The sequence below is a fragment of the Psychromonas ingrahamii 37 genome (assembly GCF_000015285.1).
Lineage (GTDB): Bacteria > Pseudomonadota > Gammaproteobacteria > Enterobacterales > Psychromonadaceae > Psychromonas > Psychromonas ingrahamii.
The window spans coordinates 4,293,620-4,308,379 of record NC_008709.1 but is presented as its reverse complement, the minus strand read 5'-3'; the positions used below and the strand labels follow the sequence as shown (position 1 = coordinate 4,308,379).

Below are 14,760 nucleotides of genomic sequence, written 5' to 3'. Positions count from 1 at the left end.
AGTCATTAGCGGTCAGTCGTCAGCAGTAGGTAGTAAGGTGTAAGACTCTAAGGATAATAGTGATGAAATTTGGTAGAAAAATTGTGATGGACAAAGTTAAAGTTACCTACCAATACTTGCTCTTTGTATGGCGGCGGAGTGAACAGGATAATATTAAGGTGCCGGCGGGGCATCTGGCCTATGTGACTTTATTATCTATCGTGCCCTTACTGGCCGTTATTTTCTATATGTTAGCGGCTTTTCCAGTTTTTTCTGATCTGAAGGGAATGTTAGAAGATCTTATTTATAACAATCTGCTGCCCACATCTGGAGATACGATTCAGGAGCATATCAGCGGCTTTATTGAAAATACTAAAAAAATGAGCATGATGGGGATTGGCTCATTGATAGCGATTGCATTATTATTGATATCTACGATAGATCAAACCATTAACCGCATCTGGCGTTGCACTAATAAACGTTCCCGAATCCAGTCCTTTACTATTTATTGGACTATTTTAAGCTTGGGTCCGGTGATTATCGGCGCGAGTCTGGCATTAAGCTCTTACCTTTTTAGTGTTTTTCAAGAACATGGCTCTCTGTCATTTGGCCAACGACTATTGAGCTTAATGCCTTTTATTTTAACCTGGTTAACCTTTGCCGGTGTTTATACGCTTGTGCCTCATCAGCGAGTCAGTTTTCGTTATGCATTAATAGGTGGTTTGATTGCGGCTATTCTGTTTTTCTTCGGCACCGATCTTTTCCGCTTATATATTACTAATTTCCCCTCGCAGCAGATAATATACGGTGCGCTGGCAGTGATCCCAATTCTCTTTGTGTGGATCTATTACAGTTGGTTAATTGTTTTAATCGGTGCTGAAGTCACTGCGACATTAGAAGAGTTTTTAAAGCAGCAGGAAGACAACAATGTGACTAAAGAATATTTGGGAGCGGACATATGATAGCCCTTATACAGCGTGTTAGTGACGCCAGAGTTACCGTTGCCGGAGAAAATATTGGTCAAATAGGGCCTGGGTTACTGGTTTTATTAGGCGTTGAAAAAGAGGATGATGAAGCTAAATGCAAACGTCTGGCACAACGGGTACTCGCTTATCGAATATTTGCCGACGGCGACGATAAAATGAATCTTAATGTGCAGCAAGCAGGAGGGAAAATTTTAGTTATTTCACAATTTACTCTGGCGGCACAAACGAATAAGGGCAATCGTCCAGGTTTTTCAAAGGGCGCGGAGCCGATCGAGGCCAAACGCCTTTACAAACTGTTTAATAAAAACTGTTCAGAGATGGGTATTAAGGTTGAAACGGGAGAGTTTGCTGCTGATATGCAGGTCAGTTCAACTAACGATGGCCCAGTAACCTTTTGGCTGCAGATTTAGTCCCTATTTATTTTTCTGGATTTTTTTGAACATTTTTCTTTAACCCGAGAGAACTTTCTTTTCAGTTAAACTTATTGCATAGTGGATTGTCTTATAGCAGCTCCCCTGATTTGGTCTGCGTAGTTTCCGTTTTTTTTGTAATTTATCATATTGAAGAGAATAAATAATGTCATATAGTCATCGACTAACCGTTTTCGTTTTTTGTTTCACATTGAGTTTTTCTTCGCTGGTAAGCGCTGATTCAAAGCAGGCTGCCTCTTCACTTGAAATACTCGAAACAGCAATAATACAAAGCCCAAATGATTCACGTGAATATCAGGTGATCCGTTTGGCGAATCAGCTGGAAGTTCTGCTGGTATCCGATCCGGATTTAGAAAACAGTGCCGCATCGTTATCTTTGCCGATTGGCAGTATGAATAATCCTGATCAGCAACTGGGTCTCGCCCATTATCTGGAGCATATGTTATTTTTAGGCTCAGAGCGTTACCCAACCATTAACGAATATAGTAAATTTATGACTCAACATGGTGGTTATACTAATGCCTATACTGCTCAGGAGAGTACTGTCTATGGGTTTGAAGTCAATGATAGCCACTTTGCTGAAGCGTTAGACAGATTAGGGGACGTGATGCGCGCCCCATTGCTGGATAAGCGTTATGCGGACAAAGAAAGAAATACTGTCTACGCTGAGCATAAAACCTATTTTGATAACGATATGCGTAAATTTTACGCGCTGCAGCATTATACTTTAAATCCGGATCACCCTACAGCGCGTTTTAGTACAGGTAATTTAACCACCTTAAAAGATAAACCTGGCAGTAAATTACAGGATGAATTGGTCAATTTTTTTGAGACCTATTATTCGGCTAATTTAATGAAGGTGGCATTAACCAGTCCGCGCTCAATTGTTGATTTACAGCAAATGGCAGAGTTATATCTTAGCCAGATTCCCAATAAAAAAGCCACTAAACCGGTGATTGTGAGCCCAATGTTAACTGCAAAAGAGTTAGCTATCAGTGTTGCAATAAAACCCACGGCCAATATTAAATTATTGCAGGTTAATTTTTTAATACCGAGCGTCCAAGATGAATATATGTACCAACCTGGTGGTTATATCAGCCGCTTATTAGGCTCAGATCATGAGGGCGGATTATCTAATCAGCTGCAAAAAGCAGGCTTAGTAGAATCTGTGATGGCGGGTTTTTATGGCTCTTTTAGTGAAAACTATTCACAATTTTCAATGCAGTTTGTAATGACCAATGCAGGCTTAAAGGAGCAGGATAAGATTTTAGCCAGTTTATTTGCTTATATTGAGTTAATTAAAAAACAGGGTATTAGTCAACTGCAGTATCGCGAACAAAAAAGCGGCTTAGACAGAGATTTTAAGTTTTTAACCAAAAATTCCGGTTTTAGCTATGTGATGGGTTTGTCCGCTAATATGCAGAACTACCCGTATAAAGATCTTCTGTTTCACCCTTACCGTTTAGATGGTTTTAATGCAAAATTTATATCCCAATTATTAACCTATTTAACACCAGAAAACAGCCGTATTTTTAAAATGATTCCAGATCTGGAAGGGGGAACGCAGATCCCTTATTACCAGGGAAAATATACGCGCGATATTATCAGTCAAAAAAACCAGCAAACTTGGTTGAGACAAGCACAGAACATTAAATTAACCCTGCCCGCGGGTAATCCGTGGTTACCTGAAAATTTCAACTTAGTGGATAGGCAGTATTCAGCGAAAGCGCAGCAGCTGGTTAATAAAGAGGGGCATTCTGTTTGGTTTAAGCAAAGTGCTTATTTTAAGGAACCCAAAGCCAGTATGAAGCTGCATTTAAACAGTGACATTAGCGATCAAAATCCTGAATCCCGGATAACCATGAGCCTATTGCTGGAAATGTTCAGCAAACAATTTGCAGCGCTGCATTTTGTTGCCGGTGAAGCTGGTTTGAACTTTGCTTTAAGTCATTCAAACGGGTTGTTAATCAGCACCTCAGGGTACAGTGATAAACAGGATAAATTATTACTGACCGTATTAAACGAGATTAAAAACGCACAATTTAGTGAGCAAACACTTAACCTTGCCAAGCAGGAAGTGCAGCGGCAGTTAAATAATAAAGTGGCAATGAAACCGTTGGATTTTGCCTTTGAGGGTTTCCGACAATTAGTGCGTCAACCGGCATGGTCCGATGCGGCTCTGCTGGCTGAAATTGACGGGATTAATTTATTAGATATTAATCAATTTATTGAAAAAATATTATCGCAATCGTCTTTACGGCTGTTAGCCTTAGGCAATTTAAGTCGTGAGCAAGTTGTCGATTTAGACAGTGCATTAGCCAGTATTGTGACTATTGAGCAGCAGCCTTTTTATACTATTAAACGTTTACAGGCGGACTTAAATGAAGGGGCATTAAACTATCAAATCAGTTCAAAGATGGATGATGATGCCTTAGCGACTATTTATCTTTCTGACCTTAAAGGGGATGCCGCGTTAGCCACGGCGGAGTTATTAAATCAATTGCTAAAGCCGGCATTTTATAATCAAATTCGGACAGAGGAACAGTTAAGTTACTCTCCTTTTAGCGCAAGTTTTCCTGTTGATGATTATGCTGCCTTTGGACTTTTCACCCAAAGCCCGACGCTCAGCAACGCTAAGTTATATCAACGTTTTGCTGTTTTCCTGGAAAATTTTAATAAGCAGTTAGATAAAACCAGCAAAAAAGAGTTTGCCGTCATTAAAAAAGCACAGATTGCCAATTATTTAGCGCAACCTACTTCGCTTAGCGATGAGTTTTCTTATTTGAGTCATCAATGGTTAAGTCTGAAACCGGAAATAGATACTGAGCAAGCTTATATTGACAGTTTATCGGCAGTCTCCTTAACCGATGTTAAAGCCTTTTTCCAAACTGTTTTGGTAAAGGGTGAAAATTCTCAGCCGGTGGTTATCCAAGTTCAAGGGACAAAATTTTTAAAAGAAGCTATTTTACAGCTTCACAATGAAGTTAAAATTACAAATATAGACAGTTTACCGAAGCATTAATCATCTCAATTTCGCTCTTATACCCACATTACCTGAAGCTGCAGCTTTAAGTAATGTGGGTATAACGTGACCTGTATTAACTTTACTCTTATAATAAACCTTCATTTTTAAAGAAGGCTTATTAATTTATGCGCCCTAGTAACCGTACTCCCGAACAAAACCGCGAAATCAAAATAACCCGTCATTATACTGACTATGCTGAAGGCTCGGTATTAATTGAAATGGGTAATACTAAAGTACTTTGTAATGCCTCTGTTTCCGGTTCTGTGCCGCGTTTTTTAAAAGGTAAAGGCAAAGGTTGGGTGACCGCTGAATACGCTATGTTGCCGCGTGCGACACATATCCGTAATATGCGTGAAGCCGCAAAAGGCAAGCAGGGCGGACGGACGCTTGAAATCCAGCGCCTTATTGCACGTTCACTGCGCGCCGCTGTTGATCTCAATGCGCTGGGTGAAAATATGATCACCGTTGATTGTGATGTGATTCAAGCCGATGGTGGCACCCGCACCGCTGCCATTACAGGCGGCTGTATTGCCTTAGCTGACGCACTTAATTGGATGGTAAAGAAGGGTAAACTGAAAAAAAGTCCGCTGAAGCAGATGATTGCTGCGGTTTCTGTCGGTATCTACCAAGGCACACCGGTATGTGATTTAGATTATGCGGAAGATTCCAACGCGGAAACAGACACGAATGTGGTGATGACCGAAAGCGGTGGTTTAATTGAGATTCAAGCAACAGCTGAAGATGGCGCATTTAGTCATGAACAGCTGCTTAGCATGTTAAGTCTTGCCAAGGGCGGAATTGAAGCTCTTGTTGTGGAACAGAAAAAAGCACTCAACGCGGAATAAAAAAAATGAAAGATTATCAAAAAGAATTTATTGAATTTGCCTTAGAAAAACAGGTTTTAAAGTTTGGCCAGTTTACCCTGAAATCGGGCCGTACCAGCCCTTATTTTTTTAATGCCGGGTTGTTTAATAGTGGACGTGATTTAGCCCGTTTAGGGCGCTTTTATGCGGCCGCTTTAATGGACTCAGGCATTGAGTATGACTTGCTTTTTGGTCCTGCCTATAAAGGTATTCCTATTGCAACCACAACAGCGGTTGCATTGTCTAACGATTACGATTTAGATATCCCCTACTGCTTTAACCGCAAAGAAGCTAAAACCCACGGCGAAGGGGGGAGTTTAGTCGGATCAAAGCTGCAGGGTAAAATAATGCTGGTTGATGATGTGATCACCGCAGGCACTGCAATTCGTGAGTCAATGGATATTATCCAAGCGCATCATGCCCAATTAGCGGGTGTTTTAATTGCATTGGATCGACAGGAAAAGGGCCGCGCTGAACTGTCTGCTATTCAGGAAGTAGAGCGCGACTACGGTGCTAAAGTTATTTCTATTGTTAAGCTTAGTGACTTAATTACTTATCTGGAAGCAAAGCCTGAAATGCAGAAGGATCTTGCTGCGGTTAACACCTATCGGGAACAATACGGCATTTGATTTTATCTCTGCCGGAAAAGCAAAAAAACCGCATTCTATTGCCAATAGACTGCGGTTTTTTTTAATAGATCTATCTTAATCACCGATAGTCTCTATTTTTTGCTGCTAAGATCATTATATCAATATTAAGGGAGTTAAAAATGAAAATTCTTATTACGGGTGGAATGGGTTATATCGGGAGCCATACTTGTATTCAACTGATGGCTGCGGGCATGACACCCATTATTCTGGACAATTTATCCAACAGCAGTGAAATCGTATTATCAAGAATCCATCATTTAACTGGCGCTACACCGGTTTTTTATCAGGGTGATGTGCGCGATCGTCATATTTTAGAAAAAATATTTGCAGAGCATGAAATTGCCGCTGTGATTCACTTTGCCGGTTTAAAATCCGTTGGCGAATCCGTTGCAAAGCCCCTGGAATATTATGATAACAATGTGCACGGCTCCCTACTGCTCGCAGAAGTTATGAAAAATGCAGGGGTAAAAAGCCTGTTATTCAGCTCATCGGCCACGGTCTACGGCTCCCCGCTGAAAATGCCTATTACTGAATCGACACCAACGGGTGCAACCACTAATCCCTATGGTCGCAGTAAATATATTGTTGAAGAGTGTTTGCGGGATTTACAAGCGGCACAGCCGGAATTAAGTATCACATTATTACGTTATTTCAATCCCGTTGGCGCCCATATTTCCGGTACTATCGGCGAGGATCCACAGGGTATTCCGAATAATCTAATGCCTTTTATTGCTCAGGTTGCGGTAGGAAGACGCGAAAAATTATCTGTATTTGGTAATGATTATAATACCCCCGACGGTACCGGTGTACGTGATTATATCCATGTAATGGACTTGGCCGACGGACATGTTGCCGCCCTTAAAGCGGTCGGACTTAAACCCGGTCTGCATATCTATAATCTGGGTACAGGCCAAGGCAGCAGTGTATTAGAGATGGTTGATGCCTTTGCTAAAGCGAGTGGCAAAGAAGTTCCTTATACTGTCTGTGCGCGTCGACCGGGTGACATTGCCGAATGCTGGGCAGATACTTCCAAAGCCAACCGCGAGCTAAACTGGAAAGCGAGCCGAACATTAAAAGAGATGTCCGAGGACAGTTGGCGTTGGCAGTCACAAAACCCTAAGGGTTATGGCAGTCAAGAATAGCAAACTAAGGTTGCGCAGAGCCCTCAATGCACAGTGCTAGAAGGCTTGATGGCTTGAAGGTGGAATGGACAAAATACATCCTGAGAGTTGAATAAACTTATCAATCACGCAGCAGCTATCAATTTCAAATCCAATAAAATAAAAAAGGCCTGACAAGAAAAATGTCAGGCCTTTTTTTAAGCTTTTTACCACCGAGGCACAGAGGATTCACACACTGAGGGAAAACAACACCGACAGCCGAGCCTGAAGGCCCAGTTCTGGGAGTGTGTGCAGTGAACCCGGGCAATGTTTTGTAAAAACATCCTGCTAACAATTACCAATATGCTGCTTTCAAAGCAACAAGCCAAGCCTAAAGGCCCAGTTCCGGGAGTGTGTTCAGACCTTGCTTTTTGGCATCCCGCCTTCAAGCTTTCAGCACAAAAACAATAAGCCGAGCCTGAAGGACCAGTTTAGAGAGTAATATCTTATTCTTTCCTCTGTGGTGACTTTTATAAAATAAAAAAAAGGCCTGACAGTAAATGTCAGGCCTTTTTATTAATGCCAATCTGGCTTTATAGCTTTATAGCTTTATGGCTTTATGGCTTTATGGCTTTATAACTTTATAGCCTAGTGCTCATGGTCTTTCACTTTATGTTCAAGCGTTTCATCAAACTCTTGACGGGGTTGATGCTTGCTGGCGATAAAAGAGTAAATAACAGGTAAAATAAACAGGGTAAATAAAGTACCAATGGATAAGCCCGCTACAATAACAATACCTATACCAAAACGGCTGACCGCACCGGCACCCGTTGCAAAGAGTAAAGGTATTAAACCCGCTACCATCGCCGCTGTGGTCATTAATATTGGACGCAAACGCACCGTCGCGGCTTTTTTAACAGCATCAATACGATTTAAGCCGTGATGTAACTGCTCTTCTTTGGCCACTTCGGCAATCAAAATACCGTGTTTAGTAATTAACCCCACTAGTGTTATCAAACCAACCTGGGTATAAATGTTCATGGTTGCAGCTCCCCAGGCAAGCGCCACTAATGCGCCACTAATAGCAAGAGGTACGGTCAATAAGATAACCAGAGGATCACGTATACTTTCAAATTGACTGGCAAGTACCAAGAAAATAATCAATATCGCCAGAACAAAGGTCATGTATAAGGCACTGCCTTCAGTCACAAATTGACGCGCTTCACCAAGATAATCATGGCTGTAACCCTGAGGTAATTTGGTCTCTGCAATGCCTTCAAAGAAATCAATCGCATCACCCATAGCAACGCCCGGGGATAATACTGCGCCAACGGTGGCACTATTAAGCTGGTTAAAGTGCGCTAAAGAACGCGGTTCAGCGGTCACATCAATAGTAATCAGGCTGCTGAGCGGGATCATATCCCCATTTTTTGCCCGCACATAAAAGTTACCCAATTTTTGCGGTGATAAACGATATTTCCGTTCTACCTGTGCAATCACTTCGTAACTGCGACCGTTAAGATCAATGCGGTTTAAATAACCATCACTTAATAATGTGCCTAATGTAAAACCAATATCCTTCATGGTGACACCATAAGCACCGGCTTTATCACGGTCAATTTGGATGTTCATTGTCGCTGAATCAAAGGCCAAATCTAAGGTTGAATAAACAAAGTTAGAACTTGCCTGCGTTGCTGCCAGTACATCGCTTGCAATACTGACTAAGCTTTCAAATTGATTGCCCGTGGTGATCACAAACTGCACCGGTAATCCACCCGATGAGCCGGGTAATTCCGGCATTTGGAATGCGGTTGTTGCAACCGCCGCTACGCTGTTAAACTTCGGCATTAAAGAGGCAGAAAGCTCTTTAGGACTTTTATCTCTTTGACTCCAAGGTTTCATTATCGCAATACCAAATGCCTGATTGGAATTAGGAATACCGGACATCGCTAAACTGCTTGTTACTTCGGGCTGTTTAGCTAATTCGCCGGTGATAATACGCATGCTGTTTTCGATGTAATCAAGGTTGGCATTGGCAGGCGCTTTTGCCATTACCATTAATGCACCTTTATCTTCTTTTGGCGCAAGTTCAGAAGGAATAGAGTTAAACAAAAAAGGCAAAGAGATAAACACCAGACAGGCATACAGAATAACCGCAGGACGTCGGGTCATTAGTTTATCCAATAAACGCCCATAACCCCTAGTGATAGAGGATAAAACTGACTCTACATTACGCTCAAAACGGTTTGGCTTTTGGTTGTTTTTAAGCAATTTACTGCACATCATAGGTGATAAAGTCAGTGCCACAATACCAGAGACAAATACCGCCCCCGCCAGGGTTAATGCAAACTCAGTGAACAGTGAACCGGTTATACCTCCCATCAGCGCGATCGGGGCATATACCGCTGCCAGCGTAATAGTCATGGAGATAACTGGCACTGCAATTTCACGTGTGCCGAGAATCGCGGCCCGAAACGGATCTTCTCCCGCTTTGATATGACGGTCAATATTTTCCACTACTACAATAGCGTCATCAACTACTAGTCCTATCGCTAATACCATGGCGAGCAGGGTCATTAAATTAAGGGTAAAACCAAACAGCTGCATCACGACCACCACACCAATTAAAGACAGTGGGATAGTAATAATAGGAATAATAACAGCTCGCCATGAACCTAAAAACAGAATCATCACCAGTAATACGATAAAACCCGCTTCAGCAATGGTTTTAATCACTTCAGAGATAGATTCTTCAATGGCGATAGTTGAGTCGTATAACACCTTCATGTTGATTGAACTGGGGTTGTTTTTCGCCAGAGCCGGTAGCATATCTCGGACCCCGGCGGTAATATCAAGGGGGTTGGCAGTGGGTGCTGCATCAATTGCCACCACTACAGCATCTTCACCATTGGCCATAGCACGGTAGACATCGTGGCTTTTTTCTAAAGATACTCGGGCAATATCCTGCAGACGAATGACCTTACCATCACCACTGGTGGCAATAACTAAGTTTTCCAGTTCAGCACCGGTTTCTACCTGGGTTCCTACATTACTGTTAAGCAGAGTGTAATAACTGTTCGTTTGTCCTGCTGCCGATTGAATATTATTAGCCTGCAGTATTTGTACAACATCCGCTGTTGTTAAACCAAAACCTGCCATGCGTTCAGGATCCAACCAGATACGTAGCGCAAATTTTGTGCCGCCATAGAGGTTAACTTTTGCGACCCCATTGATACTAAATAACTGCGGTTTAATAATACGTTCAAGGTAATCTGTGATTTCACTTGAGTTAAGCTGCTCACTGGAAAACGAGATGTAGATAACCGATGTGCTTGAGCCAGTGCTCATATCAATACTTGGATCTTCCGCTTCGCTTGGTAACTGCGAGCGCACACTATTGACCTTAGCAAGAATATCAGCTACCGCGCCACTGGGGTCAGTATTTAAGTTCATAAACACTGAAATCTTTGAATTACCCATATAACTTTGCGAGGTGATAAAATCAATATTATTGGCTTGTGCAATCGCCTGCTCAATAGGTTGGGTAATAAACCCCTGAATAAGGTCGGCATTTGCACCATAATAACTGGTTGAAACATTGACGACCGTATTGGTCATGGTTGGGTATTCACGCACCTGCATTTTATTTAAGGCTTGCAGACCTAACAAAACAAGTAACAAGCTGATCGAAATTGCCAGTACTGGACGGCGAATAAAAATATCAGTAAATTTCATCATAGCCCCTATAGTGCCGGAATTTCAGCAGGTATATTTAAAATGTCTGATTCTATGATAGTCACACGTGCCGTATTACTTAATCGTACCTGGCCACTTGTTACTACTAGATCACCCTTTTTAATACCATCGAGTATACGGATTGAACCATCTTTACTTTTACCGAGTTTGACTATGCGTTGGTCTGCCTGCAAAAAGCTTTTACCCGATTTATCCTGCTGCTCGGTGATCAGATAAACGGTTTTACCGTAAAGGGTATAATTAATAGCGGTTTCCGGAATAACAATTTGTTTTGGCACGGTAGGTAAAATAATATTGGCCTTGGCAAACATACCCGAGCGTAATTGTTGCGCCGTATTGGGTATCTCTGCCTGCACTTGAATCAGGCCGCTTTGATAGTTTACCGCAGGTTCGATAGCAGAAATGGTACCGGTAAAAGCAATTTCCGGCTCAGCATCAACAAAAATATCCATGGGCTGACCGATATAAATTTTATTCAGATCATTTTGCGGCACAGTAAAACGGAGGCGCATTTTACTGACATCTTCTAAACGCACTAGATCGGTACCCGCACTTAAATAATCACCAATAAATACATTACGCAGGCCGGTAATACCATCAAAGGGGGCACGAATAATACGGCGGCTAATGGTTGCCTGATAACTTTCTATTTGTCCCTGTAGGGCTAATAGGTCAGCTTCTGCATCATCGACCTGTCCCTGGGAAACCGATCCTTTGGAAAATAACGAGTTAACCCGCGTATAATTACGCTGAACGGCTGATAGGCGCCCTTGAGCGGCTCTTAAATTAGCCTCTTCAACTGCCGAATCAAGGTATACAAGGGGGTCATTCGCTTGCAGTTTCTGACCAGACTCAAATTCTATCTTAACCACTTTACCTGTCACTTCATTAGCAATATTAACCCCTTGAATAGGCTCAATAAAACCAATGGCGCGCAGATGTGGAGTCCAGTCTTCCAATGTAACCGTGGTGCTGGTAACTGGAAATTCCGGAATCGGACGGTTAGCCAGATACTCTTTAGTTTTCATGGCTTTAAACATATTAAAGCCAATCACGGAGCCGAAAACAAGCAGGGCTAAGATGATGGCTGATGCGATCCATTTTTTCATATTAATACCTTTAAAAAATAATTAAGTTGTGGGTTTTAAAATTGCCTGCCAGGAGGCGTCTATTATTTGCGTAATAAGTTGTTCGTCAGGTTGATCAATACTGTGATTCATCACTTTTTTTGCCAGATTAATGGACGATTCAAAGCTTAATGAAATTAAAGCCTGCACAGGGAAGTCATGGAATATATGCTCACGAATACCCTGCTCATAAATATTAAATAGCGGAGCAAAGAGAGCATCGTTACAGGAGAGCATCTCTTGCCCTTTTACACAGGGTCTAAGAAATAACATAGACACGGCAATTAAGCGGTTCGGGTTGGTTAATACCGACTGATAAGTATTACGCCAGCACAATGCATATTTTTCTTTTTCACTGAGCCCTTTATGCAGCCCTTTGAAGCTAACGGCCGCGATCTCTTCTTTAACATGTTGATGCAGCTGATTAATCATATCCTCTTTATTTTCAAAATAACGATAGATAGTGCCCGCCGCAACACCGGCAGAATCCGCCAGCGCTTTCATCGAAAGTCCGTAGAAACCGCGTTCAGCCAGTAAAATTTCAGCAGCGTTTAAGATTTTTTTGCGTTTATCGCTCATAATACACCAATAATGAATGAACGTTCATTATCGTTTATTTGTGACATTAAGCAATATTTAAATTACATTAAATTCTGATATGACTCAGCGGGTTGTAGCTTTGTCTATACGCGGGCACTGATGAAGAGGATCAGAAACTATATTGTTGATTGGTATTCAACTCAAACTGACGTAAAATCAGCAGCCGTTTACCCCAGTTATTTTGCAGGTAGGAAAAACCATGAAGCTTAATCCCGGACAAGATGCCGCCGTTAAAATGATCTCAGGCCCCTGCCTTGTTTTAGCGGGCGCGGGTAGCGGTAAAACGCGTGTGATCACCAATAAAATTGCTCACCTGATCCAAAATTGTGATTATCTGGCCAAAAATATTGCCGCAGTGACCTTTACCAATAAAGCGGCTCGCGAGATGAAAGAGCGGGTTAGTCAAACGCTGGGTCGTAAAGAGGCGCGCGGTTTAATCGTCTCAACCTTTCACTCATTAGGCTTGGATATTATCAAACGTGAAGTAAAAACGCTGGGCATGAAAACCGGTTTTACCTTGTTCGATGGTCAGGATACTCTGGCATTATTAAAGGAGCTCACTGAAAAGCAGCTAAAAGAAGATAAGGATTTGCTTAAAGCCTTAATGTCGCAAATTTCCAATTGGAAAAATGCCTTAGTATTACCCCCGCAGGCGATAAAGCAGGCGAAAGGTGAACGGGAGGTCATATTTGCCCATTGTTATGACCTTTATCAGCGCCAGTTAAAAGCCTATAACGCCTTGGATTTTGACGATTTGATCGTCTTGCCTACGCTGTTGTTAACGCACAAAGAAGAAGTGCGTTTACGCTGGCAGAAAAGAATTCGCTATCTGCTGGTGGATGAATATCAGGATACTAATACCAGCCAGTATGAATTAATTAAAGCCTTAGTGGGAGAGCGTGCTCGCTTTACCGTAGTGGGTGATGATGACCAGTCTATCTATTCATGGCGTGGTGCTCGTCCGGAAAATTTACTGCTGTTACAAAAAGATTTTCCGCAGTTAAAAGTGGTAAAACTCGAGCAGAATTATCGCTCCAGTCAGCGTGTATTAAAATCAGCTAATGTCTTAATTGCCAATAACCCGCATGAATTTGAAAAACGTTTATTCAGTGAATTAGGCTATGGTGATGCCTTAAAAGTCCTGTTCGCAAATAATGAACAACATGAGGCGGAGCGGGTGGTGATGGAGCTTTCTGGACATAAGTTTATGAATGGGTGCTCCTTTAAAGATTATGCGGTGCTCTATCGGGGCAATCATCAAAGCCGTTTATTAGAAAAGGTCATGATGGCAAACCGCATTCCCTATCGTATTAGCGGGGGAACCTCTTTTTTTGCGCGCAGTGAAGTGAAAGACATTATGGCTTACCTTAAATTATTGGTGAATCATGAAGATGATAATGCTTTTTTGCGTATTGTGAATACACCGCGCCGCGGTATTGGCCCGACCTCTCTGGAAAAATTGGGCAGTTACGCCAATATGCGCCACAGTCGTTTGTTTACCTGCAGTTTTGAAATGGGTTTAGAGCAGACGTTAACTGGTAAAGGGTTACAGTCACTGCGGGCTTTCACGCGCTGGTTGGTGGATCTTAATGACCGCCTTAAACGTGATCCGGCGATTGATGTTGTCCGTGATTTAATTCGTGATATCGGTTATGAAGACTGGTTATATGAAAGCAGCCCCAGCCCTAAAGCCGCTGAAATGGGCATGAAAAATGTGTCGACATTATTTAAATGGGTTACGGAAATGCTTAAAGGGGATGATCTTGATGAGGAAATGACTCTGGAGCAGGTTGTTGCCCGTTTAACACTGCGCGATATGCTGTCGCGTAATGAAGCTGAGGAGGAGTTAGATCAGGTGCAGTTAATGACCCTGCATGCATCCAAAGGCCTGGAGTTTCCCTATGTGTATATGATTGGCATGGAGGAGGGGATTTTGCCGCATCAAATCAGTATTGAGGAAGACAATGTTGAAGAAGAAAGACGCCTGACTTATGTAGGAATAACCCGGGCAAAAAAAGAGTTAACTTTCACTCTAGCCAAAGAGCGGACTCAATATGGAGAAACCATTAAACCCACACCAAGCCGTTTTTTATTTGAATTACCGCAGGATGATTTAGATTGGGAAAGTGGGCCATCGAAAAAAACAGATCAGCAGAAAAAGCAGCTGGCGGACAAAGGGATTGCCAGTTTGCGTGCTCTATTCGATTAAGCTCTGTCTTTCGGGATAGTGCCGGCGACTATTC

At 42.2% G+C, this 14,760-nt stretch carries 10 protein-coding genes; 7 read left to right on the top strand and 3 right to left on the bottom strand.

Going from position 1 to position 14,760, the window contains the following annotated elements:
* The first annotated feature begins 62 nt into the window (after window positions 1–62).
* From PING_RS17995 to galE, 6 genes are all read left to right on the top strand, one after another.
* A complete protein-coding gene (locus PING_RS17995) occupies window positions 63–941 on the top strand; it encodes a virulence factor BrkB family protein (protein WP_011771717.1) in 879 nt (292 codons plus the stop codon).
* Complete coding sequence (dtd, locus tag PING_RS17990) at window positions 938–1,375, top strand: D-aminoacyl-tRNA deacylase (protein WP_011771716.1); 438 nt, start codon at window positions 938–940, stop codon at window positions 1,373–1,375. Before PING_RS17995 ends, dtd begins: the two co-directional genes overlap by 4 nt.
* A gap of 166 nt (window positions 1,376–1,541) precedes the next feature.
* Window positions 1,542–4,418, top strand: coding sequence for an insulinase family protein (locus PING_RS17985; protein WP_011771715.1), 2,877 nt, complete (start codon window positions 1,542–1,544; stop codon window positions 4,416–4,418).
* 128 nt (window positions 4,419–4,546) lie between these two features.
* Window positions 4,547–5,266 carry a ribonuclease PH gene (gene rph, locus PING_RS17980; RefSeq protein ID WP_011771714.1) on the top strand — a complete coding sequence of 240 codons (720 nt, stop codon included), beginning with the start codon at window positions 4,547–4,549 and terminating at the stop codon, window positions 5,264–5,266.
* A 5-nt stretch (window positions 5,267–5,271) separates the two neighbouring features.
* On the top strand, window positions 5,272–5,913 hold the full coding sequence (pyrE, locus tag PING_RS17975) for an orotate phosphoribosyltransferase (RefSeq protein ID WP_011771713.1): 642 nt from the start codon (window positions 5,272–5,274) through the stop codon (window positions 5,911–5,913).
* A 140-nt stretch (window positions 5,914–6,053) separates the two neighbouring features.
* Window positions 6,054–7,076 (top strand): UDP-glucose 4-epimerase GalE, encoded by a 1,023-nt coding sequence (gene galE, locus PING_RS17970; protein WP_011771712.1) that lies wholly within the window; start codon window positions 6,054–6,056, stop codon window positions 7,074–7,076.
* Window positions 7,077–7,682: 606 nt separating this feature from the next.
* Here the strand turns inward: galE and PING_RS17965 are convergent.
* From PING_RS17965 to PING_RS17955, 3 genes are read right to left on the bottom strand one after another with little or no spacing between them, the layout of a single operon-like run.
* Window positions 7,683–10,769, bottom strand: coding sequence for a multidrug efflux RND transporter permease subunit (locus PING_RS17965; RefSeq protein ID WP_011771711.1), 3,087 nt, complete (start codon window positions 10,767–10,769; stop codon window positions 7,683–7,685).
* 8 nt (window positions 10,770–10,777) lie between these two features.
* Window positions 10,778–11,899 (bottom strand): efflux RND transporter periplasmic adaptor subunit, encoded by a 1,122-nt coding sequence (locus PING_RS17960; RefSeq protein WP_011771710.1) that lies wholly within the window; start codon window positions 11,897–11,899, stop codon window positions 10,778–10,780.
* Window positions 11,900–11,920: 21 nt separating this feature from the next.
* Window positions 11,921–12,496 carry a TetR/AcrR family transcriptional regulator gene (locus tag PING_RS17955; protein ID WP_011771709.1) on the bottom strand — a complete coding sequence of 192 codons (576 nt, stop codon included), beginning with the start codon at window positions 12,494–12,496 and terminating at the stop codon, window positions 11,921–11,923.
* A 220-nt stretch (window positions 12,497–12,716) separates the two neighbouring features.
* Between PING_RS17955 and rep the strand changes: the two genes are divergently transcribed.
* Window positions 12,717–14,726 (top strand): DNA helicase Rep, encoded by a 2,010-nt coding sequence (rep, locus tag PING_RS17950; RefSeq protein WP_011771708.1) that lies wholly within the window; start codon window positions 12,717–12,719, stop codon window positions 14,724–14,726.
* Window positions 14,727–14,760 lie beyond the last annotated feature (34 nt).

Coding starts and splice junctions, on each gene's coding strand:
- galE (WP_011771712.1), top strand. CDS start 6,054: ATGAAAATTCTTATTACGGGTGGAATGGGTTATATCGGGAGCCATACT.
- pyrE (WP_011771713.1), top strand. CDS start 5,272: ATGAAAGATTATCAAAAAGAATTTATTGAATTTGCCTTAGAAAAACAG.
- rph (WP_011771714.1), top strand. CDS start 4,547: ATGCGCCCTAGTAACCGTACTCCCGAACAAAACCGCGAAATCAAAATA.
- rep (WP_011771708.1), top strand. CDS start 12,717: ATGAAGCTTAATCCCGGACAAGATGCCGCCGTTAAAATGATCTCAGGC.
- PING_RS17955 (WP_011771709.1), bottom strand. CDS start 12,496: ATGAGCGATAAACGCAAAAAAATCTTAAACGCTGCTGAAATTTTACTG.
- PING_RS17985 (WP_011771715.1), top strand. CDS start 1,542: ATGTCATATAGTCATCGACTAACCGTTTTCGTTTTTTGTTTCACATTG.
- PING_RS17965 (WP_011771711.1), bottom strand. CDS start 10,769: ATGAAATTTACTGATATTTTTATTCGCCGTCCAGTACTGGCAATTTCG.
- dtd (WP_011771716.1), top strand. CDS start 938: ATGATAGCCCTTATACAGCGTGTTAGTGACGCCAGAGTTACCGTTGCC.
- PING_RS17995 (WP_011771717.1), top strand. CDS start 63: ATGAAATTTGGTAGAAAAATTGTGATGGACAAAGTTAAAGTTACCTAC.
- PING_RS17960 (WP_011771710.1), bottom strand. CDS start 11,899: ATGAAAAAATGGATCGCATCAGCCATCATCTTAGCCCTGCTTGTTTTC.